We start from the raw sequence: 23,196 nt of genomic DNA, 5'->3' as shown, positions 1-23,196 counted from the left end.
GCCCGGCGCGGACGTGGCCCGCAGAATGGGCCAGGCGACCGCGGTGACGACGGCGCACACGCCGACGCCGACGGCTAGGCGTGACCACCCGCTGGCCAAGGCTCGGCGCCGGGCCACTGGCAGGCCCGAAGGCACAGGGACGTTCGGCACATCTGCCGGCAGGGGCCCGGCGGCCAGCTCGCCGCCGGAGTCACCGATCGGATCGGGTGTGACGGTGGGCGTTGCGGGTGCCGGGGCGGGCCGAACGTACGCGGCTGTGGGCTGGGTGCGGCTCGACCTGTTCGTTGTCGGAACCTCCAGACCGTCGAGATCGGTGTCCTCGTCGTCGAGGTCGTCGAGGTCGTCGAGGTCGTCGAATGGCTCGAAACGCGGGGAGCCCCCATGGGGCGGGCATTTCGCCGGTGTCCGGCTGGCTGGGTTTTGACCGGCGGTGTAGATGTTGGTGTGTGCGGTGGTTCGGTACTTGGCGCGCCGCCTTGTCAGGTGGCGGATACCGGGCTGCGGAGCCGCGGCCGTCAGGTTCTGCAGCCGATGCGGGCGGCTCCGGGGAGCGACGGTGGTGGGCGAGGTTCGTCCCGCGCAGTGTCGCGGGCCGGGTGTTCGTGCTGCAGCTGGTGGTGGTGCTGCTGCTGGTCGTGGCCGCCGTGCTGGAGCTGGTGGTGCAGGCACACGGCGACATCAACGAGAGGGCCCGGAGCCGGGCGATGGGTGTCGCGCAGACCTTCGCCACCACGGCGGGGGTCGCGCCCGCGCTGGCTACCGGCAACCCGTCGGCGATCCTTCAGCCCAAAGCCGAGGCGGCGTCGCAGGCCCTGGGCGACACGGGCATCCAGGTCATCAACGCGCAGTACGTCCGGGTGGCCGACCGCTACCCGTACCGGGTCGGCACCACGCTGGAGCCCCGCATCGTGCCCACACTGTCCCGCGACCATCCGAACTTCGCCGAGGTCACCACCAGCGCGGGCGGCGAGCAGGTGGTTGCCCGGGTTCCGGTGTACGACAACGGCACCTTCGTCGGATGGGTGGCCGCCAGCACCCACATCAGCGACATCAACGGTGTCGTCGGCCAGCGCGTGCGCATCCTGTTCGCCGGGGCCGCCGGTGCTCTGGTGGTGTCCGTGCTGGGGACGGCCCTGATCAGCCGCAAGCTCAACCGGCAGACCCGGGGCCTGGGACCGGCCGAGATGACCCGGATGTACGAGCACCACGACGCGGTGCTGCACGCGGTGCGCGAGGGTGTCGTGATCGTCGACGGTGGAGACCGGGTGGTGCTCGCCAACGACGAGGCGCGGCACCTGTTGGAGCTGCCCCCGGACTGCGAGGGCCGCCCGGTGGCGGAACTGGGTCTGGAAGAGCCGGTGGCCGCACTGCTGGCCGGCGGCAGCGCGGCCAGTGACGAGGTGGTCGCGGCCGGGGAGCGGCTGCTGGCGGTGAACATCCGGACCACCGACGACGTCGGCGGTCCGCCCGGCAGCGTGGCCACGCTACGCGACACCACCGAACTGCGCGCTCTGTCGGGACGGGCGGAGAAGGCACGCGACCGCCTGCGTCTGGTGCACGAGGCCGGCACGAGCATCGGGACGACCCTGGACGTGACCCGTACCGCCCAGGAGCTCACCGAGGCGGTGGTACCCCGGTTCGCCGACTTCGTCACCGTCGACCTGGCCCCCGGAGTCGTGTCGGGCGACGAGCCCGCCGAGCGTGACCACCACGAGGTGGTCCGCGTCGCGATCAGCGGCATCCGCGACGACGCACCCTTCTACCGGCTCGGCCGCACCACCGCCTTCGGCCCGGCCACCCCCCAGGGCTGGAGCCTGGGCACCGGACAGTCCAGGCTCGAACCCCGCCTCGCCGACGCCACCGCATGGCAGGAGCACGACCCGCCCGCCACCCGCGCCCTGATGGACTACGGCGTGCACTCGATGATCGCGGCCCCGCTGATGGCCCGTGGCATCCTGCTCGGGGTCGCCGAGTTCTGGCGTGCGGACACCTCGGCGCCCTTCGAGGAGGACGACCGCTCGGTGGCCGAGGACCTGACCGCGCACGCCGCCCTGTGCATCGACAACGCCCGTCGGTACACCCGCGAGCACACCCTCGCCACCAGCCTCCAACGCCGCCTGCTGCCCGGCGACCTGCTCCCGCAGTCCGCCCTGGAGGTCGCCCACCGCTACCTGCCCGCCCAGGCGGGCGCCGGCGGCGACTGGTACGACGCGATCCCGCTGCCCGGCACGCGGGTCGCCCTGGTCGTCGGTGATGTCGTCGGACACGGGATCCACGCCGCTGCCACGATGGGCCGCCTGCGCACCGCCGTCCACAACTTCTCCAGCCTCGACATCCCTCCGGACGAACTCCTCGCCCACCTCGACGAACTCGTCCAGCGCATCGACCAGGAAACCGCCGACCCCGAGGACACCATCACCGGCGCCACCTGCCTGTACGCCATCTACGACCCCACCACCGGAACCTGCACCATGGCCACCGCCGGCCATCCGCCGCCCGTCGTCGTCCACCCCGACGGCAGCGCCCACTACCCCGACATGCCCCAGGGCCACCCCCTCGGCCTGACCGCACTGCCCTACGAGACCACCCGGCTCGACCTGCCCGCGGGCAGCCTCTTGGTCCTGTACACCGACGGACTCGTCGAAAGTCGCGACCACGACATCGGCACCGGCATGCAACTACTGCGCGAGACCGTCGCCTACCCGCAGCGCACCCCCGAACAGGCCTGCGCCGCCATCCTGCGCAGCCTGGCGCCCGCCCACCAGAGCGACGACGTCACCCTGCTCGTCGCCCGCACCCGCACCCTCGACCCCGGCGACATCGCCGGATGGGACGTTCCCCAGGGCCCCGCCGCCGTGGCCCGCGTCCGGGCAGCGGTGAACGACCAACTCGACGCCTGGGGCATCGACGAACAAGCCTTCGCCACCGAGCTCATCCTCAGCGAACTGGTCACCAACGCCATCCGCTACGGTGCCCCACCCATCCACGTGCGCCTGATCCGCGACGCCGCCCTCGTCTGCGAGGTCTCCGACGGCACCAGTACCGCGCCCCACCTGCGTTACGCCGCCGCCACCGACGAGGGCGGACGGGGACTCTTCCTCGTCGCCCAACTCGCCGACCGCTGGGGCACCCGCTACACCGAAACCGGCAAGATCATCTGGAGTGAACAAGCACTTGCCCACTTTTGAGTCCTGGTGAGCTGTCCCGACCTTCGGGGAGTTCTCGTGACCGCATCGCGGAGCACGTCCGGCGGGGCGTTCGAACGGGGAACTACGGCTGGGCCGGTCCACGGAGGCCCCGGTACCCATCCGGTGAGCCGCCGGGCGGCTGTGGAGCACGGGGGCTGTCGGCCGTGGACGGGCGTTCGCTCCGGTCGTTCTGGGCCGGGGCGAACACCCGTCCCAGGGGGTGTCAACGGGAGCCGCGCTGTGCTGCGGTGGGCGCTGCCTCAGGCTGTGAACGTCTTGTCGCCCTTGCAGGTGACGTCCATCGTCCCCAGGTGGAGTTGGAGGGCGTGGTGGAGCGTTTCCTTGAAGTGGTTGATCAGCCAGAGCACGTAGGGGTACGAGTGGCCCTCTTTCATGGTCAGGCCCTTGATGACCAGTTCCTGTCTGTGCCCTGCTCCTGCTGTGGCGCGTACGGCTGGGGGTGGGTGTCCTGGTGCGGCGGTGCGGGCCACTGGGAGCAGGGCGGCGACTGCGGTGAGTGCGGTGTGTCCGTGCGGTGCTGGGGGGTGGGTCGGGTGGTGGTGCGTCCGGGGCGCAGGGGCCACCACAGGCTGCGGCCGAGGATCGCGGCCAGGGCGGGCACCAGCACGATGGACAGCAGGAACGAGGAGAGCAGGATGCCGAGCCCGGTGGCGAAGCCGATCTGCTGGGTGGAGGGTTGCGGGGTCACCGCGAGGCTGGCGAAGGAGCCGGCCAGGACGAGGCCCGCCGTCGCGATGGCCGGGGCGGTGTGCCGCAGGGCGCGCGCGACCGCTGCCCGGGGCGGCCCGGGGTGTTCCATCTCCTCCCGGATCCGGTCGCTGATCAGGATGTTGTAGTCGGTGCCGAGCGCGACCACGAACAGGAACAGGACCAGGGGCAGCATGAAGTTGACGCCCGGCTTGTCCATCGCGTGCTGGAACGTCAGGGCGGCCGCGCCGAGGGTGGCCGCGAAGCCGAGGCCGACGGAGAGCATCAGGACCACCGGCGCGAGCAGGCTGCGCAGCAGCAGGAGGAGGATCACCGCGATCAGTGCCGCCGCGACCGGGAAGACCAGCCGGAGGTCGCGGCCGGCGGCGGTGGAGACGTCGGCGAAGACGGCCGGGGTGCCGCCGACGTGCGCGGTCAGTTCGGCGGGCGTGTTCTGGGTGACGGCGGCGCGGATCGGGCCGGAGACCAGGTCGCGGGCCCGCTGGGACTGCGGGTCCTCGGTGAGGAACAGGTCGATCCGCGCGGCCTGCCGGCTCTCGTTCAGGACCGGCGCGGCCACCTGGCCGACGCCGGCGACCCGGGTGAGGTGCTGGGTCAGGCCGTCGAGTGCGCCCGGGGAGAGGGGGGCGGCGTTCTTGGTTTCGACGTAGACGCTGGTCGGGTCCGCCACGCCGGCGGGCAGGGCGCGGGCGATTTCGAGGGCGGTGGTCTGGGACGCGGTGCGCGGGCCGCCGCCGCCGACGCCGTAGTCCATCGTGATCCCGGCCAGCCCGCCGGCCAGGGCGCCCAGGAGGGCGAGCGAGGCGACGACCATGGTCAGCGGCCGGCGGGTCACCAGGTCGGCGAACCGGGCCGCGGAGCCGGCGCGGGGTTCGGCGTCGAGGGAGCGGGAGGGCCAGAAGAGCTTGCGTCCGCAGGCGGCGAGCAGGGCGGGCATCAGGGTGAGGCTGGCCAGCAGCATGACCAGGACCGAGATCGCGACGGCCGGGCCGAGCACCCGGAACTGGCCGAAGCTGGCGACGCCGAGGGTGGCGAAGGCGGCGACGATGGTCAGCGCGGCCGAGGTGATCGCGGTGCCGACCTTCTGGCTGACCTCGGCGGCGGTGACGCGGTGGTGGCGGTCGGGTCGGGCCCGCAGCTGCTCGCGGAAGCGGAACATCAGGAACAGGAAGTAGTCGATGCCGATGCCCAGGAGCACCACGCTGATGAGGCCCGGGACGGAGGCGTCGAGCTTGATGCCGGTGAGCAGCGCGGTGCCCACGACCGCGCCGGCGGCCACGCCGCCGATGAGGGTCACCGCGATCAGCGGCAGCAGGGCGGCCAGGACGCTGCGGAACACGAGGACGTGGAGCAGCACGATCAGGGCGAAGGAGCCGACGGCGGCGACGATCTTGAGGGTCTTCCCGTCGTCGGCGGAGTCGATCTGCTCGGGGAGCATGCCGGTGAAGCCGGTTCGCAGGCCCTGGGCGGCGAACTCCGCCCGGGCGTTGTCCCGGAACGCCCGGAAGGTGTTCTCCAGGCCCGGGTCGGCGGGGTTGCCGGTGAGGTTGACGGAGAGCAGCTGGAAGGTTCCGTCGGGTGCCGCCAAGGCCGGACCGACCTCGGGGACCTGCGAGTAGTCCCGCTGGAGGGGCGCCGCGTCCTTGGGCTTGGGCATGGTGACCTTCAGGCGGCTCAGCCGCTTCGCCCCGGCGTCGACCTGCTCGCGGTCCGCGGGGGTCAGCGCCCGGCCGTCGGTCCGCGCGACCAGGACGGTCACCGGGTTGGCGTCGGGCTTCGTCCCGAAGTGGTCGTGGGCGATCTGCATGGCGGCGGCCGAGTCGTAGCTCTTCGGCAGGAAGTCGGCCGTCTGCGTTGCGGTCACCCGGTAGATCAGGGTCTGGCTCAGGACGGTCAGGAGCATTCCCAGGACCGCCCATACGGCGATCACCTTCCACGGATTCCTGGTGGAGAATCCGGTCAGGGCGCGGATCACGATGTCCTCCGGCTTCGGTGCTTCAGCCGGGGGGTTCCGGCACGTCTCCAGACCATCACGGCGTACCGGGCGTTCTCGTCCGAGCGGGGGAGGAGAACGCCGCCGGGACCCGGGCCCGGTACACGGCCCCGACCAGGACCAGGGGCCTGGTCGGGGATCGGTCCGGGGTACCTGCCCGGGTCCGGGGGCCGCTGCGAGAATGGGCCGCGGAGGCTTTCTCCCGGGGGCCGCGGGCCGTCGCGGGAACGGCACCCGGCACCCGGCACCCGGCTCGTGGCACAGGGAACGCGGCTCACGTAGGACGGACGACGGTCGCGGTGAACCGGCGGAGGCCAGTGCCGACCGGCCACAGAAAGGACCAGCACCAGCATGTCGACGCACCACGAGCCCCCGCCCCCGCCGCCGTCGCCGAGAACCGACGGCCTGCCCTGGACGGCCAGTGACGGACTGCTGGCCGTCGGGGCGGCCGCCCTGGACCTCCTCGGCTACGGGCTCGGCGGTCCGGACGGAAGCCGGCCGGTCGCCCTGACCGCGCTGGTCCTGCTCGTACTGGCGGCCATGCCGCTGCTCACCAGGCGCCGCTACCCGCTGGCGTCACTGGCGGTCGTGCTGGCCCTCGGCCTGGCACTGAACCTGAGCGGGCCGGTGCCGCACCACTTCAACTGCACGCTGTGCGTCGCGCTGTTCGCCGTGGCCCGCTCCCGCGGCATCGCGGTGGCGGCGCCGGCCGGCCTGGTGGCGGTCGCCGTGCCCCTGGTGGGCCCGGGGCATCCGCTGCCCCCTCCGGTCGGGGACGTGGCGGCCAACGTGCTCGCCGCGGCGCTGGTCATCAGCGCCGCCGAGGTGCTGAAGCGCTGGCAGCAGGAGGTGGAGGTCAGGCGCAGGTTGCTGGCCGACCGCGCGGTGGCGCAGGAACGGCGCCGCATCGCACGGGAGTTGCACGACATCGTGGCCCACCACATCACCACCATGCAGCTGATGGCCGGCGGCGCTCGAGCGAACCTCGGGCGTGACACCGAGGTGGTGCGCGACGCCCTGGTCACGCTGGAGGGCTCCGGGCGGATGGCGCTGCGCGAGATGCGCCAACTGCTCGACGTGCTCCGGGCGGGCGACGCGCCGGAGGAGGCGGACGGGGCGCCGGCCGCGCCGCAGCCCGGCGTCGGGCACCTCGAAGGGCTCGTCGAGGAGTCCCGCAGGGCCGGTCTGCCCACGGAGTTCGCCGTCCTGGGGGAGGAGCGTCCGCTGCCGCCGAGCACCGGCCTGGCGGTGTTCCGGATCGTCCAGGAGTCCCTCACCAACACCCGCAAGCACGCCGGCCGGGCCCAGGCGCGGGTCCTGCTGACGTACCACCCGGACCGGGTCACCGTCGAGGTGTCCGACAACGGCGCCGGCACGCCGGCCGACGCCCTGGTGGGAGCCCTGGCGGGGGCGGGCGGTGCGGCCGCACCGAGGGCGGGCCGCTCCGGGTACGGTCTGATCGGCATGCGCGAACGCGTCGCGCTGCAGGGCGGCAGCATGGTGGCCGGCGGTGTCGACGGTGGTGGCTTCCGGGTGGTGGCCAGCCTGCCGGTGGCGCCAGGCGGCGGAGAGGAACGGCTCGGATGACGGGAACCCCGGAGCGGATCAGGGTGCTGATCGCGGACGACCAGCCGCTGGTGCGGCGGGGCCTGGCCCTGATCCTGGGACCGGACCCGGCGTTCGAGGTGGTGGCCGAGGCGGACGACGGGCAGCGAGCGGTCGACCTCGCGCACCTGCACCGGCCACATGTCGTGGTGATGGACATCCGGATGCCGGTTCTCGACGGCGTCCAGGCGACCGAGCGGCTCGCGCGGGAGCTGCCCGAATGCCGGGTCCTGGCGCTGAGCACCTTCGACATGGACGAGTACGTGGTGGCCGCGCTGCGCGCCGGCGCCTCCGGCTTCCTGCCCAAGGACGTCTCCCCGGAGGAGCTCTCGGCGGCCGTGCGCACCGTGCACACCGGGGAGGCGGCGGTGGCTCCGCGCCTGCTCACCCGGCTGATCTCCACCTACGTCACCACGCCCCGCCTGCCGCGGACGCCGTCGCCGGTGCCGGTGTCCGACTTCGGCGAACTGACGCCCCGCGAGGTCGAGGTGTGGCACCTGCTGGCCACCGGCCTCGACAACGCCGAGATCGCGTCGGCGATGGGCATCAGCGTCTCCACGGTCAAGAACTACATCACCAGCATCTTCGCCAAGCTGAGTGTCCGCGACCGCGCCCAGGCGGTGATCGCGGCTTACGAGTCGGGCCTGGTGGAGGCCCGGGGCGCGAACCCGGCGGGCTGAAGCGGGTCGGGTAGGACCGGGTCGGAACGGGTCGGGTAGGACCGGGTCGGGCCCGGCCGGGAGGCCTCGCAGAAGGCTGACGGGCTGAGGGAGAGCGGGCAGAAGGCCCCGGCAGTCACGGAGTCGTTCCGACGTTCCGTGACTGCCGGGGCCTGGGCGTGCACCGCACCCCGAGGGTGGGTCAGCGGCAGAGGGCCGCGTCCAGGGCGTCCGCCATGTGCTGCGCGGCGACCGCGCCCGGGATGGTGGTGACCGTGATGGCGGCGGCACGGCCGTCGTCGGTGACCCCGTTGCGGGAGCGGTAGCTCGCGGTGGTGCCGCCGTGGCCCCAGAGGACGCCGCCGCACGACAGCGGCTTGCTCTGCAGGCCCAGCCCGTAGCGGACCCCCGGGCCCAGGAGCTCGGCGGGGACGGTGGTGCGCATCTCGGCGAGCTGCGCCGCGGGCAGGAGCCGGCCCCCGATGAGCGCGGCGTAGAACGCGTTGAGGTCGGTGTTGGTGGAGACGATCGCCCCCGTCGCCCAGGCCGCCGAGGAGTCCGCCTCGGTGTAGTCGACCGGAGCCGCGTCCGGCGAGCTGCGGTAGTAGCCGTGCGGGTGGGCCTCGTGGATGCTCATGTCCCCGGGGGTGGGGAAGTAGGTGTGGCGCAGGCCGATGCGGTCGATGACGCGCTTGGTGATCTCCTCGCCGACGGGCCGTCCGGTGACCTTCTGGACGAGGAGCCCGGCGACGATGTAGTTGGTGTTGCTGTACTCCCACTCGGTGCCGGCGGGGAAGCGGGCCTTCTGGGCGAGGGCGCCGTCGAGGAGGTCGCGGGGCTCGAAGTAGCGGTACTGGATCGCGGCGAAGTCCGAGACCGCGGGGTCTTCCATGTAGTCGGGCAGGCCGCTGGTGTGCTGGAGCAGCTGGCGGACGGTGATGGCGCGGCCGTCGATGCCGTCGCCGCGCAGCAGGCCGGGGAGGTAGGTGTCGACGGGCGAGTCGAGGCCGACCTTTCCTTCGGCGACGAGCTGGAGGACGACGACGGCGGTGAACGCCTTGGTGTTGCTGCCGGCGCGTATCTGCCCGTCCACGGGGACCTTGGCTCCGGTGGCGAGGTCGCCGACGCCGGCGGTGTAGGTGCGGGTGCGGCCGTCGCGGCCCTTGACGGAGGCCAGCGCGGCGGGCATGCCGTCGTCCTTCACCAGCGCGTTCAGGCTCGACTGGACGCTGTCCGGCCTGCCGCCGGCGAACGCCGCGGTCGGCGCCACCGCCGAGGCCGCCACGACGCCGACGGCCAGCGAGGCCATGGCCGCCGCCAACCCGCGCCGGCCGCGCCCGCCGTGGCGGCGCCGGTCGGCCCGGTCGTGCTGTACGTGCTCGTTCACGGAGGAACTCCTGTGCTGCGAAAGGGAATCGGTGGGGAGAGCGGGTTCTGCGCGCAGGTGCGCGCAGAACCCGCCGGTCGTACCGGCGCGGATGCTCAGGCCGGATCGGGGAGGGAGGTCAGCGGCACAGGGCGGAGTCCACGGTGGCCCCCACGTGCTTCTTGACCGTGTCACCCGGGATCACGGTCACCGTGAGGCTGATGGCGCGGCCGTCGTCGGTGGCGCCCCCGGAGCTCTCGTAGCCCGGAATGGTCCCGCCGTGGCCCCAGTACACGCCACCGCACGACAGCGGCATGCTCATCAGGCCCAGTCCGTAGCCGATCCCCGGGTCCATTCCTTCGGCGGGGACGGTGGTGCGCATCTCGGCGAGCTGCGCCGCGGGCAGGAGCCGGCCGCCGAGGAGCGCGCCGAAGAACGCGTTGAGATCGCTGTTGGTGGAGACGACGGCGCCCGCCGCCCAGCCCCAGGACGGGTCCAGTTCGGTGTACTCGCGGAACGAGCCGTCGGCCTCCTGGTGGTAGCCCTTGGGGTGGGCCTCGCGGATGCCCATGTCCCCCGGGGTGGGGAAGTAGGTGTGGCGCAGGCCGATGCGGTCGACGATGCGCCGGTTGATCTCCTCGCCGAGCGGCCGCCCGGTGACCTTCTGGACGATCAGGCCCGCCATCAGGTAGTTGGTGTTGCTGTACTCCCAGTGCGCGCCCGGGGCGAAGTGGGCCTTCTGGGCGAGGGCCAGGTCGAGCAGTTCGCGCGGCTCGTAGTACCGCGTCGGTCCGGCGAGGATCATGTCCTTGTTCACGTACTCGGGCAGGCCGCTGGTGTGCTGGAGCAGCTGACGGACGGTGATGACGCGTCCGTCGATGCCGTCGCCACGCAGCAGGCCCGGCAGGTAGGTCTCGACGGGGGAGTCCAGGCCCACCTTTCCCTCGGCGACGAGCTGGAGGACGACGACGGCGGTGAAGGGCTTGGTGTTGCTGCCGATCCGGACCTGCCCGTCCACGGGGACCCTGGCTCCGGTGGCGAGGTCGCCGACGCCGGCGGTGTAGCTGCGGGTGCGGCCGTCGCGGCCCTTGACGGAGGCCAGCGCGGCGGGCACGCCGTCGTCCTTCACCAGCGCGTTCAGGCCCGACTGGACACTGTCCGGCCTGCCGCCCGCGAACGCCGCGGTCGGTGCCAGCGCCCCGGCCGCCATGACCCCGGCGGCCACGGCGGTCACGACCGCCACCGCCCGGTGCCGGCCGCCGCGGCGGGAGAGCGGGAAACGGCTGTGCGGTGCGTGCTCGTACACGAAAGGACCCCTCCGATGAATGGCGCCGGTGATTCCCGGCCTTCATCAAGAGGACCATTCGGGGGCAGGGGAGTTCGTCCGCGCCCAGGACGAAACCGCGCCCGGGAGCAGACTCCGGGAGTCGCCCCCGGCCAGGACCGTACTCCTGGCCGGGGGCGCCGATCGACCCCGGCAAGAGAGGAGTGCTCGCACTCCTCTCCCACGACAGGACACCGGCCGCCCCGCGTCCGCGGGCCCGCACCGAAGGCGGCCGGCTACTGGCGGGTGCAGGTCGGGTCGGTGTCCGGAAGGCGTCCGCCGGCCAGGTAGGCGTTGACCGTGTCGTCCACGCAGGCGTTGCCGTAGATCCCGTACAGCTGGTGCTGGTTGGCGCCCTGGAGGGTCAGCAGGCGCGAGCCGGGCAGCATGTCGTGCAGGGCGACGCCGCCGCGGTAGGGGGCGCGGGGGTCGCCGGTGGCGGAGAGGATCAGCGCCCGGGCGTCGCGGAGCACCTGGGTGGGCGCCTCGCGCGGGCGGTCCCAGAAGGCGCAGGGGGTGATGTTGTCGAGCAGCGGGCCGAACAGCGGGCTCTCGGCGCGACTGCGCTCGATCTCGCGCCAGTAGTCTTCGGGGTCGCGGGACGCGGTTCCGTCCGCGCACGCGATGGCCTGCATGGCGCTGCCGGCCGGCGACCCCTGCGGGCTGAACAGGAACTGCAGCAGGGCGGTGGTGTCCGCGGTCGGGGTGACCGGCCGGCCCGCCGCAGCCTCGGCGAGCATCGCCACCTGCTCGGCGAGGGAGGCCCGTTCCGGGGCGGAGTCGCCCTGGAGCCCCGCGAAGAGCAGCAACGGCACCCGGGAGTCGTCGAGTTCGAAGGCGTCGGCGCCGGTGCCGACGACGAGCGGGCGGTTCGCGGCCGTCTCCACGGTGTGCAGGATCCCGGCGGTCACCTCCTCGCGGGTGCGGCCGAGCCCGTACGTGCCGTGGCGGGCCGCCGTCCAGTCCGCCCAGTCGGCGAACGCGTGCTCGAGCCCGGGCAGTTGGCTCGGGACCAGCGCGGGGCCGACGTGGCCCGGGTCCAGCGCGCTGTCCAGGACCATCCGGTCGACGCGGCCCGGGAACATCTGGGTGTACACCGTGCCGAGGTACGTGCCGTAGGACAGACCGAGGTAGGAGATCCTCCGCTCGCCGAGCGCGCCCCGGACCACGTCCAGGTCCCGGGCCGTGTCGCGGGTGCTCGCGTACGGCAGCAGATCGCCGGCCGCCGAGCGGCACCTGGCCGCGAGGTCCCGCTGGAGAGTGACCTGGCGTTCGAAGCCCGCCCGGCCGGTCCCGGAGGACTGGATGCTGAAGCCGACGGGCCAACCGCAGTCGATCTGCGCGCTGCGGCCGACGAAGCGCGGGTCCAGCCCGACGATGTCGAAGCGGTCGGCGGTCTCCTTGAGGGCGGCGTGCACCCGGGGTGGTGCGCCGAGCGTCGGGCTGCCGGGGCCGCCGTCGTTGAGCAGCAGCGCGCCGATCCGGTGGCGGGTGTCGGTGGCCTTGATCCGGGAGAGCGCCAGCGTGACAGTGCGTCCGCCGGGGTTCGCGTAGTCGAGCGGCACGGTGACGTCCGTGCAGCGGGCGCCGGCCCGTTCGAGTGCGGCACCGTCCTGGTCGTCCGGGCCCAGGACGCAGCCGTGCCAGTCGAGGTGTTGCCCGTAGTAGCGGTCGAGCCCCCGGGCGAGGCCTTCCGCGGCTTGCGCGGGCAGGGTCGCGGCGGCGGGCGCGGTCAGGCAGGCCGTGAGAGCGAGGCCGGCCGTGAGGGCGCGGCCGGCCGCGACGGTGCGCCGGAGGATCCGGGGCCGTCGGGCGGCGGGAGCGGAGCGGCTGCGCTGGGGGTCGGGCATGAGGCCTCCTCGGCGACGTGGACCTCTTCCCCGCAGAACCAGCGGAGGAGAGCCCCTGTGATCAGCCTTTCCTTCTCCGTCCCCGGGCCGGATTCGTCGTGGTGGAGCACCCGGGACGAAGCGAAGCACCTGGACCCCGAGGCCGTCATGGAGACGGCTCTGCGGTACAAGTACTTCAGCGTAGACGCCGAACTGTCCTTGGATGGTGCAGAGTTCGTATTGCGTCGTAGTTTCGTCCCGGTGGTCGACCTTGCGCTCTCCTTTCACGCCGCTTGCCCGTCGTGGGTCTTGTGGGCCGGACTCCGTGGGGCCGTCCGGCCGGTGTGGTCGGTGCCCGGCGCCGCGTCGGCGGGGTTGCCCTCTCCCCACTGCTGGGCGCCCTGCTTGGGCCGGGGGATGAGGAAGGTCGCCAGCATGCCGAGGGCGAGCAGCGAGGCACAGGTGTAGCCGTTGATCTGAATAGCGTGGGACATGGCGTCGCGGGCGGCGTCGGCGGCGGACGCCGTCTGCGGGTTGTCGCCCAGCCCGGAGATCATCGCGCCGGCGCTGTCGGAGACCGCCGAGGACAGCTGGTCGGCGGCGGCCTCGGGTGTTCCCTGCCGGACGAGCCGGTCCGACAGGTCGGAGGCCAGTGCCGTGAAGAACGTCGAGGTCAGGACCGCGATACCGAGTGCGGAGCCGAGCTGGCGCGCGGCGCTCTGGATTCCGGAGCCCTGGCCGGCCTGCCGCGGCGGCACGTCCGCCAGGACGACGTTGGTGACCTGGGCGGTGGCGAAGCCTACCCCCATGCCGTACAGGAACAGGGCGATGGCGATGACCCACCACTGGGAGTCGCTGCCGGCCAGCAGGCCGAACATCAGCAGGCCGGCGGCCTCAAGGACCAGGCCGATCCGGACCAGGCGGATCGGCCCGGTCTTCTGGGCCATGCCGAAGCTCGCGCCGCTCGCGAAGAAGCTGCCGACCGCGACGACGAAGACCAGCAGCCCGGTCTGGACCGGGGAGTAGTCCAGGGCGTACTGGAGCCACAGCGGCAGCACGGCGAGCATGCCGAACTCGGCCAGGGCGATGACGAGTGTCGCGATGTTGCCCGTACTGAAGGACTTGATGCCGAACAGCGAGGTGTCCATCAGCGGCGCCGTACCGTTGCCCCGGGTGAGCCGTACCTGGAGGAACAGGAAGAGGGCGAGACACACCATCGCGACGGCCAGGGCGACCGGGATGACCGACAGGCCCGTGCCGTCCCCGAAGGGACCGAAGTCCTTGCGCGGTTCCCACCACCCGTAGTTGCGTCCCTCGATCAGCGCGAACGCGAGAAGTCCGAGGCCCAGTACCGACAGCACCGAGCCGATGGCGTCGATCCGTCCCGGCTGGCGGGGGGAGGGCCGGAGGAACTTCATGATGCCGACGAGGATCAGCACGACGACCACGATGTTGATGCCGAAGGCCCACCGCCAGGAGTAGTCGGCGAGCCAGCCGCCCAGCAGCGGTCCGACCGCGGCGGCCGCCCCGATCGTCGACCCCCAGATGGCGAACGCCTTGCCGCGGTCCGGCCCTTGGAAGGTCAGGTTGAGCAGCGCCAGCGAGGTCGGCATGATGATCGCGCCACCGACACCCTGCGCGAACCGGCCGGCGATCAGCAGTTCCCCGGTGGGCGACACCGCCGCGGCGATGCCGGCCAGCCCGAAGATCACGGTCCCGACCACGAACAGCCTGCGCGCTCCCAGGATGTCCGAGAAGCGGCCCATCACCAGCAGCAGGGCGGCCAGGATGATCGCGTAGGACTCCTGGATCCACTGAGCGCCGAAGGCCGAGATCTCCAGGTCGTCGATAATCGGCGGCATCACCACGTTGACGATGGTGAAGTCCACGACCACCAGCGAGACACCGAGGGAAATGGCGACAAGGCCCAACCACGCGTCCCGGTTGGTGGGTGAGGGCCGAGCCGGATTCTCGGACACAGCGTTCCTCCGTTCTGTTCGATGGGGTGCACCCGGTTCCGTCGCCGAGGGCGAGGTACTGGGGTGCCGGGGAGGCGTCCCGCCTCCGAGCCACTGGCACCCTGCCAGAAGAAGAGGACGTATTCTGACCTCTACTCACACCGACCCGGAGGGCAGTCCGTGATCGCCAACCGAACGCTGGAACTGCTCAGCCTGCTTCAGGCCCAGAAGGAGTGGACCGGTGACGGTCTGGCCGAGCGGCTGGGGGTGTCCCCGCGGACGGTCCGGCGCGACATCAACCGACTGCGCGAACTGGGCTATCCCGTCACGGCGCGCAAGGGCCCCTCAGGCTTCTACCGGCTGTCCCGCGGAGCGCGGCTGCCCCCGCTGATAGTCGACGACGAGCAGGCCATCGCCATCGCGCTGGCCCTGCAGACAGCTCCGGCCTCGGTGACCGGCATGGGGGACGCCACGAAGCGGGCGCTGAACTCCATCAAGGAGCTCCTGCCTCCCCACCTGGCCCGCAGGCTGGCGACCTTCTCGATCGAGCAGATCGAGAACGCCTGGGAGCTGGCCCCGCCCCAGGTCGATCCCGCGCTGCTGGCGCAGCTGAGCGTCGCCGCGCAGCAGCGCGAGCTGGTGCGGTTCGTCTACCGGTCCATCGACCGCGACCCGGTGGAGGACGACGAGGTCCTGGCCGAACCCCATCGACTCGTCGTCTGGTCCGGTCGCTGGTACCTGGTGGCGTACGACCAGCGCAGGAACTCCTGGCACACCTACCGGCTCGACCGCATAGGGCAACTGGCCTCCACCGCCTGGCGGTTCGGTCCTCGGGAAGTGCCGGAGGCGGACATCACCAGCTTCGTCCAGAGCCAGCCCGACCGGGGGGACACCGCGGACACCTGGCCGTGCTGGGGCACCGTCCTGATGGAGTGCCCCGCGACGCTGGTGGCGAAGTGGGCTCCGGGCGCGGCGAGCTTCGAGGCGATCGACGAGCGGATCACCCGGATCCGGATGGGGGCGTGGTCCTGGTCGGCGCTCATCGGCTTCCTCGTCACCTTCAACTGCCGGTTCACCGTCGAAGGCCCACCCGAACTCGCCGAGGCGGCGCGCCAGGTGATCGGCCGCCTCGCGGACTGCGGGCGGTTGATCACGGACGGCCGGTAGGCGACGGGCTGCCTGAGTACTTCCGGACGGCGGATCTGCCTGCACTACTCCTTCGGGTTCCGGGCGCCGCCCCCGCCGGGGTCGGGGCGGCGGGGGCGCCCGGTGGGGTGGGGTGTCAGGACGGGACGGAGATCAGTGCGGTGACGAGTTCCCGGCGGCCGGAGATGGAGAGCTTGCGGTACACGCTGGAGAGGTGGAACTCGATGGTTCGGACGGTCAGGCAGGTCATCTGGGCGATGTGCCGGTTGCTGTGTCCGGCGCGGGCCAGGTAGGCGATCTTCTCCTCCTGGCGGGTGAGCTTCGAGGTGTTGGCGGGGGCCTGGAGGCGTTCCAGGGCGAAGCGGACGCGTTTCTGCCAGAAGGCGTTGCGGCACTCGTACGCGACCATGGCCGCCTCGACGAGCCGCCTGCGGCCCGCTGACACGTCCTGGCGCCGGATCTGCATCATGCCGAGGTCGTAGAGGGCCTGCATGAACTCGGTGCGCGCGTGGCCCTGGGCCAGCAGTGCCACGGCCTCCTCGAGTGCGGCGACGGAGGTGTCGTCCCGGCGTGCCACGCCCACGGCGTGCAGGGCGATGCCGATGCCGCGCGGCGATCCCCACTTCCTCGCCGCGATGAGTTCCTCCTCGGCGAGGGCGAGTGCCAGGTCGTACCGTCGGATGCCCAGCGCCCCGAACACGGCCCTCGAACGCCAGGGGATCACCGCGGGGTTGACGACGAAGCAGGTGTCGAGGACCCAGCCGCACGCCATGTAGTCGTCGATGGCGTGCCGGAACTGCCCGCCGGCCAGGTGGAGGGCCCCGCGGGCGGCCAGGACGTGGGCGCGGTCCGGCAGGTCGGGGTCGAGCGGGCCGGCCAGCTTGCTGTCGAGCAGTACCTGGTGCGCCCGGTCGAGTTCGCCGAGGTGGACCAGCGCCTCGATAAGCCAGGCGATCGCGAGGCAGGCCGACTGCGTGGACGTGCCGCGATCGAGCATGGTCTGGAGCATGTCCGCGGCCTGGCAGGCCTTCCCCGCGAGCAGGCTGCTCCGCGCCCGCAGCAGGGTGAGCAGTTCCCGGCGCGGGGCCGAGCCCGTCCACGCGGGGTCGTCCCTGAGCCTCCTGCACTGCGCGTCGGCGGATTCGAGGTCTCCGGCGTAGAGCAGGGCCAGGATCGCGAGCCAGGCGCGGTGCGGGTTCCGGTGCGGTTCCGCCGTGTCGAGCAGCCATTTGGCCTGCTCGTTGACCATCACGCGGTCGACTCCGCGATTCGCGAACTCGATGGTGCTCAGGGCGAGACTCAACTCGTCGGGTGGCAGGAGTGCGCGGTTCTCGGTGAGGGGGATTCCCGGTACGTAGGTATTCGCCACGTTCCTGGCCGTCGGGAACGCGGGGGCCTCATCGGTTCTGGTAGCGATCTTTGTGGTTTGGCAATTCCTATCGTCTCCGGCCATTTTCTGCCACCCCCATAGCTGACGAATGGTGCCACTTCACAGCACGACGCGGACTGGGGCGCGTCGGGCCGGCCGCCCGCGGCTGACCTCGGGATCTGCGGCATCGCCATTGATGGCCGTCGGCGGAGGTCGGGCTGGGAACTGCTCGGCGAAACGGGGAAGTCACGACCTGGGCCGTGCCCCCGGTGCCGGCAGGGGATTTGACGGTGATATCGGTCGGAAAATGTAACGAGGCCGCCGCCCCGCCCTTGGGTGAACCCTCTTGCCGAGAGCGGCCCCTGGCTCTGAAAGCTCCGCGCGGTGAATCTCTATTGATACTGGACCGATCGGTCCACGCCCCGGTGTGGGAATCATGTCACGATACGAAGCTTCTGTCAAAAGGTAAACAAGCGGTAAGGCGTCGAGCCCCGCGGGGTCATGGGGGAGGGCCGCGGGAGGGGCGGGGAATCTGGTGGAGACCCGTAGAGACAGCGCGGCCGGTCCGGGTCCAAGGTCGCCTGACGGGCAGACCCGGACGCCCAGGACCAGGGAGGAAACGTGGAGCAGTCACAGCGGGTGGTGCTGATCAGCGGTGCGAGCCGCGGGATCGGAGCGGCTACCGCGCGGGAGATGGGAAGGCGCGGCTACCACGTGGTCGTGAACTACCGTCAGAACGCCGACGCGGCAGCGGAGGTGGTGCGTTCGATCGAGGCCGCGGGCGGATCGGCCCAGGCGCTGCGGGCCGATGTCTGCGACCCCGGGCAGGTGTCCGGGATGCTCGACCGCGTCCGCGCCGACCGGGGTCGCCTCGACGCCCTGGTCTGCAACGCCAACACGGTGAACCCGCCGTTCGAGCCCCTGCTCACGCTCTCCTGGGACCACTTCATCGGGAAGGTGACCGGGGAGTTGGCGGGAGCGTACTTCCTCACCCAGGCCGTGCTGGGCGCCATGGTGGAGGAGCGCAGGGGCCGGATCGTCTACGTCTCGAGCACCGCGGCGGACTCGATCGGCACCGTCGCGGCCCACTCCACGGCCAAGGCCGCGCTCAACACCTTCAGTCGGCACGTCGCGGGAGTCGCCGCCCAGTACGGGGTCGTCGTCAACACCGTCGCCTTCGGCGCGGTGCGGACCGACGCCACCGCGGGTGTCATGACGGACGACCTCCGCACGTTCATGGAGAGCCGGTCGGCGTCCGGCCGGCTGCTCGAGGCCGACGAGGCGGCCCGCAGCATCGCGATGCTCGCCGACGAGGACTTCAGCGGATCGGTGGGCCAGGTGATCCGGGTGGACGGCGGATTCGAGGTCCTGGACCGGCAACTCAACCCGATGGTGCGGCACTTCGAGTAGACCCGCGGGCGCTCGCGTCGCGCCGGGTGCCCGCCGCGCACCGGGCGTCCCGTGGGGCCGGCCGCCGGCGCCCGGCCCCACGGGAGCGCCGTCAGCGGAAGCTGTGCGCCAGGGGGTGCAGCTGCTGGTCGAGGACCTCGAAGCCGCCGTCGACCCGGATCACCTGGCCGGAGGTGAAGGCGAAGCCGTCGTCGGCGACGAGGGCCACGGCGCGCGCGGCGTCCGCCGGCTCCACCGGGCGTGCCGCCACCGAGCGGTCGGTCGTGTACTTCCAGAACTCCTCGCTGAACTCCGCCGTGGCGTCGGTGTGCACGGCGCCGAGGGCGACGGTGTTCACGGTCACCCCGTACTCGGCGGCGATGCCGGCGATGTGGCGGCTGAAGGTGTTCAGCGCCGCCTTGGCGACGGAGTGGGGCAGGGCCATGCCGATGGTGTCCGAGGCCGTGCTGGAGATGTAGACGATCCGACCCGACCGCTGTTCGCGCATGACGGCGAGCGCGTGCTGGGTGAGGAAGAAGGAGCCGGCGAGCTCCCCGTTGACCTTCGCGGCGAACGCGTCCCAGCTCAGCTCGGCGAAGGAGGCGAAGGGCGGTGTCACGGTGTTGGCGTTGCAGATCAGCAGGTCGATGCGCCCGTGGTCGGCCCGCACCCGCTCGACGAGGGCGCCGACCTGGTCGGCGTCGCAGACGTCGGCCTGCGCCGCCTCGGCCGTGCCGCCGCGCGACTCGATCTCCGTGACTACGTCCGCCGCCGCCTCGGCGTCGCTCCGGTAGTTCACGATCACGTGGTAGCCGCGGCCGGCCAGCTCCTTGGCCGTCGCGGCGCCGATGTTGCGGCCCGCACCACTGATCAGGGCTATGCGCTTCGACTGCTTCACGGTGTCTCCCGTCGGGTGTCGCCGGCGTTCCTGCAGCTCGACCCTAGTCGCGCGGGGGAGTTGGAGGATTGCGGGCCGACCACAGGAAAGGCGTGCGGGCCTTGTGACGCCTGTCCCGCGGCTGCGACTCTCGGTCCGGTTCCGGCACGAGGCGGAACGGGATCCGAGGCGCTCGGGAGGATGCACGATGGCGGACGAGGTTGACCTGGCGGCACGGATCGACGAACTGTCGGCCAGAGTGCGGGAGCTGGAGGCGGTCCGTGAGCTCACGAAGCTGCGCAACGCCTTCCACCACTGCCTCAACTCGCGGGACTGGCAGGGCCTCGGCGCCCTGTTCACGAAGGACGCGCACCTGGACTACGGAAGCTTCGGCGACGCCCGTGGGCGCGCGGCGATCCAGGAGTACTACAGCGCGCTGCTGCCGAAGATGGTCGAGCTCCAGGGCGCCTCCGAGGTGGCCCTGAGGAACTTCAACCAGGTCCACCAGGTGGAGGTCGAGGGCGACGACCGGGCGTCCGGCGCCTGCTTCTTCGTGGAGCACGTCCGGTTCGACCGGGCGGACCTGGTGCACCAGAGCGTCGGCCGGTTCTCCGACACCTATGTGTTCGAGGACGGACGGTGGCTGTTCGAGCGTGTCGAACTGGAGCACTACTGGGTGGTTCCGCAGAACAAGGAGTGGCGCTGGCCCTGGTGAGGTCGCACGCGTGCGGCGGATTGACACGTGGATAAAACCGCTACTAGCGTGGTTGCAGTTGGATCGGCGAGGCGACCGTCGCGAAGGGGTCATCACGGTGAGCATCAGCAGCAGGAGCGCGGTCGCGATCCACGCACTCACCATGCTGGGGCGCTGGGACCACTCGCTGACCTCCGTGGAGATCGCGGAGAGCCTGGCCAGCAATCCGGTTCTGGTGCGGCGGATCCTCGGCAGCCTGCGGGACGCCGGCCTGGTCTGGTCCACCGAGGGGCGCAACGGCGGTTGGTCGCTCGCCAAGCCCGCCCGCGAGATCACGCTCTACGACGCGTACACCGCGGTGGAGGCGGGGCCGATCCTGTCGCGGCACCCGCATCCGCCGAGCGCGGAGTGCGAGGTGGGGCGGAACATGCAGAAGCTGCTCGAGGCGGAGTTCCAGGACGCGGAGCGGGCCATGAAGGAACGGCTCGGGCGGACGACGATCGCCCACCTCGTCCGGCAAGTGCTGGCCAGTGAGCGCGAGCTCGCGCAACGCGTCACCAGCTGACCGATGGCGGAGGCAGTGCCTCCGCCGTCCTTTTGCCCTAACTGTAACTATCATGGTGGCGGATAAGTCACCCGAAGGGCCTGGAATGACTTCCACGTCGACAACGACCGAGCGGACCGGCTCGGGGATGGGCTTACTCGCCGTCCTGATGCCGGCGATCCTCGCCACGGTCACGGCCAGCGACATGGTCAACCTGATGCTTCCGACGATCGGGTCCGAGTTCGGCGCCTCCGAGGCGGAACTCGCCTGGGTCGTCACCGGCTTCCTGCTGATGTTCTCCGTCGGGATCCCCCTGTACGGCCGCATCTCGGACCGGGTGAGCCTGCGCCGGCTCTTCGCGTTCGCGCTGCTCACCTACGCCCTCGGAAGCCTGATCTGCGCGCTCTCCCCGAACCTGGCCGTGCTCGTGACCGGGCGGATCGTGACGGGCATCGGCGCGGCCGCGATCCCGGTGCTCTCGATCATCGCCGTCACGACGCTGCTGCCGCCGGAGCGGCGCAGTGTCGGGATCGGCGTCGTCTCCGCCGGTGCGGGCGTCGGCACCGCCGCCGGACCGGCGCTGGGCGGCGGCATCGGGGACGCGCTCGGCTGGCCCGCGCTGTTCTGGATCATGCTCGCGGTCTCGCTGCTGCTGCTCGTCCCGGCCCTGCGCGTACTGCCGGACGAGACTCCGCAGGGCTCGGGCCGGCTCGACCTCCCCGGCGGCCTCCTGCTCGGCCTCGGCGCCGGCCTCGTCCTGTTCGGCATGACCCGGGCGCAGGTCTCCGGCTTCACCGACCCGCTGGCCTGGGGCAGCCTGTTGGTCGCCGTCGTGGCGCTGGTGGTCTTCGGGGTGCGCACCGTCCGGGTCGACCAGCCGTTCGTCCCGCCGGCGCTGTTCACCAACCGCGTCTACCGGACCGGCATCCTCGTCGCGTTCCTGGCGATGATCGTCAACCTCGGTGGTCTGGTGTTCGTCCCGCTGCTGCTCGTGGAGGTCAACGAACTCACCCCGGGCAAGGGCGCGTTGGTCATGATCCCGGCCGGCGTCGTGACCGCGCTCCTCTCGCCGTGGATCGGCCGCCTGGCCGGCCGCGTCAACGCGCGTGTCCTGGTGATCTTCGGGCTCGGCCTCATCGGGCTGTTCTCGCTGTTCCTCTCGTCCTTCACCGGCGGCTCCTCGGTGGTCTTCGCCGGCATCGGGATCCTCGGGCTGAGCATCGGCTTCATGTTCGTGATGACCACCATCATCGGAGCCGCGGCGAGCGAACTTCCGCCCGAGCAGGTCGGTGTCGGTCTCGGGATCCTCCAGGGCGCCCAGTTCCTCGGGGCCGGTACCGGCCCGGCCGTGTTCGGTGTGCTGGTGTCCGCGAGGCAGCAGAGCGGCAGCGACGCCATCAACCCCCTCTTCTCCGGCCACCACGGTGCGGCCTACTCCGACGTCTTCCTGGCCATGGCCGTGGTCGTCGTCCTCACGCTCGTCGTCGCGTCCCGGATGCGTCCCACGGCGGCGGCCGCGGCCGGAGCGAACGACGAGGCGGGAGCGAAGGGCGAGGCCGGAGCGAAGAGCGAGGCCGCGGCGAAGGCCGAGGCGGCCCCGGTGGCCGCGTCGGCGCAGGAAGTGAACAACGTCCAGTAGGAACGCGACTCGCCCCGTCCGGGGCGCACCGGATCCACCGAGTGTTGGTTGACGAGCTTGCGAGCGACAAGGGGACCGGCATGACCACGAAGCGGACTTTCTCCCAGGACGACAAGGAATACGAGGCGTTGTACGCGGGGCGCGCGTCCTTCGACGGCGTCGCCCCCGGTGAGGTGTTGATCCCCTGGGACATCGGCGAGCCCCAGCGGGCCGTGGTGGACCTGGCGCGCGCGGGAGGCTTCAGCGGCAAGGTGCTCGACGTGGGCTGCGGACTGGGCGAGAACGCCATCCTGCTGGCGGGCCAGGGGTACGAGGTGACCGGCGTGGACGGTTCGCCCAGCGCGATCGAGGAGGCGGCGCGGCGGGCCGGGGCCCAGGGCGCGCGGGTGCGGTTCCTGACCTCGGACGCCACCGAACTGGACGGTGTCGGAAGCGACTTCGACACCGCGCTCGACAGCGGCCTCTACCACTGCCTGAACGACGAGCAGCGCTCGGCGTACGCCGCCGCGCTCCACCGGGTGTGCCGGCCGGGTGCCACGCTGCACCTGTTCTGCTTCGCGGAGTCCATGCCGTCGGGGACGCCGATCACGGAGGAGGCCCTGGTCAGCGAGGCCAACCTGCACGCGAACCTCGGCCCGCACTGGGAGATCGAGGACATCGCCGAAGCCGTCTTCGCGACGACCTTCACCCGCGAGATCCTGGCCAAGCTGGGTACGGCGGGCGCCCCGGACACCGGGGTCAGGCCGGGCCCGGACGCGATCCGGGTGGACGAGCGCGGCCGGGTGCTGACACCGATGTCCCATGTGCGTGCGCGGCGCAGGTGAGGCTCCGTCGTCCTGGGCCGCGCGGGTGGCGCGGCCCAGGGCCCAGGGCCCGCGCACGGTGGC

General features: G+C 71.8%; 17 protein-coding genes. 9 read left to right on the top strand and 8 right to left on the bottom strand.

Annotated features, from left to right (window positions below):
• Positions 1 to 596: 596 nt before the first annotated feature.
• A complete protein-coding gene (locus tag ACGF0D_RS17010; RefSeq protein WP_392916848.1) occupies positions 597 to 3,188 on the top strand; it encodes a SpoIIE family protein phosphatase in 2,592 nt (863 codons plus the stop codon).
• Between the two features lie 260 nt (positions 3,189 to 3,448).
• On the opposite strand, the gene ACGF0D_RS17005 is transcribed toward ACGF0D_RS17010, so the two are convergent.
• Both ACGF0D_RS17005 and ACGF0D_RS17000 read right to left on the bottom strand, forming a co-directional pair.
• On the bottom strand, positions 3,449 to 3,583 hold the full coding sequence (locus ACGF0D_RS17005; RefSeq protein ID WP_392916845.1) for a hypothetical protein: 135 nt from the start codon (positions 3,581 to 3,583) through the stop codon (positions 3,449 to 3,451).
• A 2-nt stretch (positions 3,584 to 3,585) separates the two neighbouring features.
• Entirely contained in the window at positions 3,586 to 5,892 is a 2,307-nt protein-coding gene (locus tag ACGF0D_RS17000; protein WP_392916843.1) for an MMPL family transporter, read from the bottom strand.
• 369 nt (positions 5,893 to 6,261) lie between these two features.
• Between ACGF0D_RS17000 and ACGF0D_RS16995 the strand changes: the two genes are divergently transcribed.
• Positions 6,262 to 7,497, top strand: a complete 1,236-nt coding sequence (locus ACGF0D_RS16995; protein WP_392882878.1) for a sensor histidine kinase — start codon at positions 6,262 to 6,264, stop codon at positions 7,495 to 7,497.
• Entirely contained in the window at positions 7,494 to 8,195 is a 702-nt protein-coding gene (locus ACGF0D_RS16990) for a response regulator (protein WP_392916841.1), read from the top strand. Before ACGF0D_RS16995 ends, ACGF0D_RS16990 begins: the two co-directional genes overlap by 4 nt.
• 181 nt (positions 8,196 to 8,376) lie before the next feature.
• On the opposite strand, the gene ACGF0D_RS16985 is transcribed toward ACGF0D_RS16990, so the two are convergent.
• The 4 genes from ACGF0D_RS16985 to ACGF0D_RS16970 all read right to left on the bottom strand — a co-directional run bounded on the left by ACGF0D_RS16985 (position 8,377) and on the right by ACGF0D_RS16970 (position 14,672).
• Entirely contained in the window at positions 8,377 to 9,561 is a 1,185-nt protein-coding gene (locus tag ACGF0D_RS16985) for a serine hydrolase domain-containing protein (RefSeq protein ID WP_392916838.1), read from the bottom strand.
• Positions 9,562 to 9,679: 118 nt separating this feature from the next.
• Entirely contained in the window at positions 9,680 to 10,846 is a 1,167-nt protein-coding gene (locus ACGF0D_RS16980) for a serine hydrolase domain-containing protein (RefSeq protein WP_392916836.1), read from the bottom strand.
• A 254-nt stretch (positions 10,847 to 11,100) separates the two neighbouring features.
• Positions 11,101 to 12,714: an alpha/beta hydrolase gene (locus ACGF0D_RS16975; RefSeq protein WP_392916833.1), complete on the bottom strand. Its 1,614-nt coding sequence runs from the start codon at positions 12,712 to 12,714 to the stop codon at positions 11,101 to 11,103.
• Between the two features lie 263 nt (positions 12,715 to 12,977).
• The gene (locus tag ACGF0D_RS16970; RefSeq protein ID WP_392916831.1) at positions 12,978 to 14,672 is read right to left on the bottom strand and encodes an MFS transporter; all 1,695 of its coding nucleotides are present in this window, start codon (positions 14,670 to 14,672) and stop codon (positions 12,978 to 12,980) included.
• Between the two features lie 159 nt (positions 14,673 to 14,831).
• Here ACGF0D_RS16970 and ACGF0D_RS16965 point away from each other — a divergent pair, with 159 nt between their 5' ends.
• Positions 14,832 to 15,818, top strand: a complete 987-nt coding sequence (locus tag ACGF0D_RS16965; protein ID WP_392916828.1) for a helix-turn-helix transcriptional regulator — start codon at positions 14,832 to 14,834, stop codon at positions 15,816 to 15,818.
• 115 nt (positions 15,819 to 15,933) lie between these two features.
• On the opposite strand, the gene ACGF0D_RS16960 is transcribed toward ACGF0D_RS16965, so the two are convergent.
• On the bottom strand, positions 15,934 to 17,166 hold the full coding sequence (locus ACGF0D_RS16960) for a LuxR C-terminal-related transcriptional regulator (protein WP_392916825.1): 1,233 nt from the start codon (positions 17,164 to 17,166) through the stop codon (positions 15,934 to 15,936).
• Positions 17,167 to 17,787: 621 nt separating this feature from the next.
• Between ACGF0D_RS16960 and ACGF0D_RS16955 the strand changes: the two genes are divergently transcribed.
• On the top strand, positions 17,788 to 18,576 hold the full coding sequence (locus ACGF0D_RS16955; RefSeq protein WP_392882895.1) for an SDR family oxidoreductase: 789 nt from the start codon (positions 17,788 to 17,790) through the stop codon (positions 18,574 to 18,576).
• Between the two features lie 91 nt (positions 18,577 to 18,667).
• Here the strand turns inward: ACGF0D_RS16955 and ACGF0D_RS16950 are convergent, their stop codons facing one another.
• Entirely contained in the window at positions 18,668 to 19,453 is a 786-nt protein-coding gene (locus ACGF0D_RS16950; protein ID WP_392916822.1) for an SDR family oxidoreductase, read from the bottom strand.
• Between the two features lie 187 nt (positions 19,454 to 19,640).
• Here ACGF0D_RS16950 and ACGF0D_RS16945 point away from each other — a divergent pair, with 187 nt between their 5' ends.
• The 4 genes from ACGF0D_RS16945 to ACGF0D_RS16930 all read left to right on the top strand — a co-directional run bounded on the left by ACGF0D_RS16945 (position 19,641) and on the right by ACGF0D_RS16930 (position 23,133).
• Positions 19,641 to 20,147 carry a nuclear transport factor 2 family protein gene (locus tag ACGF0D_RS16945; protein WP_392916819.1) on the top strand — a complete coding sequence of 169 codons (507 nt, stop codon included), beginning with the start codon at positions 19,641 to 19,643 and terminating at the stop codon, positions 20,145 to 20,147.
• A 97-nt stretch (positions 20,148 to 20,244) separates the two neighbouring features.
• On the top strand, positions 20,245 to 20,691 hold the full coding sequence (locus ACGF0D_RS16940; RefSeq protein ID WP_392916816.1) for an RrF2 family transcriptional regulator: 447 nt from the start codon (positions 20,245 to 20,247) through the stop codon (positions 20,689 to 20,691).
• An 85-nt stretch (positions 20,692 to 20,776) separates the two neighbouring features.
• Positions 20,777 to 22,309: an MFS transporter gene (locus ACGF0D_RS16935; RefSeq protein ID WP_392916814.1), complete on the top strand. Its 1,533-nt coding sequence runs from the start codon at positions 20,777 to 20,779 to the stop codon at positions 22,307 to 22,309.
• Between the two features lie 80 nt (positions 22,310 to 22,389).
• Positions 22,390 to 23,133: a class I SAM-dependent methyltransferase gene (locus ACGF0D_RS16930; protein WP_392882907.1), complete on the top strand. Its 744-nt coding sequence runs from the start codon at positions 22,390 to 22,392 to the stop codon at positions 23,131 to 23,133.
• The last annotated feature ends 63 nt before the right edge of the window (positions 23,134 to 23,196 follow it).

Source organism: Kitasatospora sp. NPDC048298, from assembly GCF_043201465.1.
Taxonomy (GTDB): domain Bacteria; phylum Actinomycetota; class Actinomycetes; order Streptomycetales; family Streptomycetaceae; genus Kitasatospora.
This window is presented reverse-complemented; position numbering and strand designations above follow the sequence as displayed.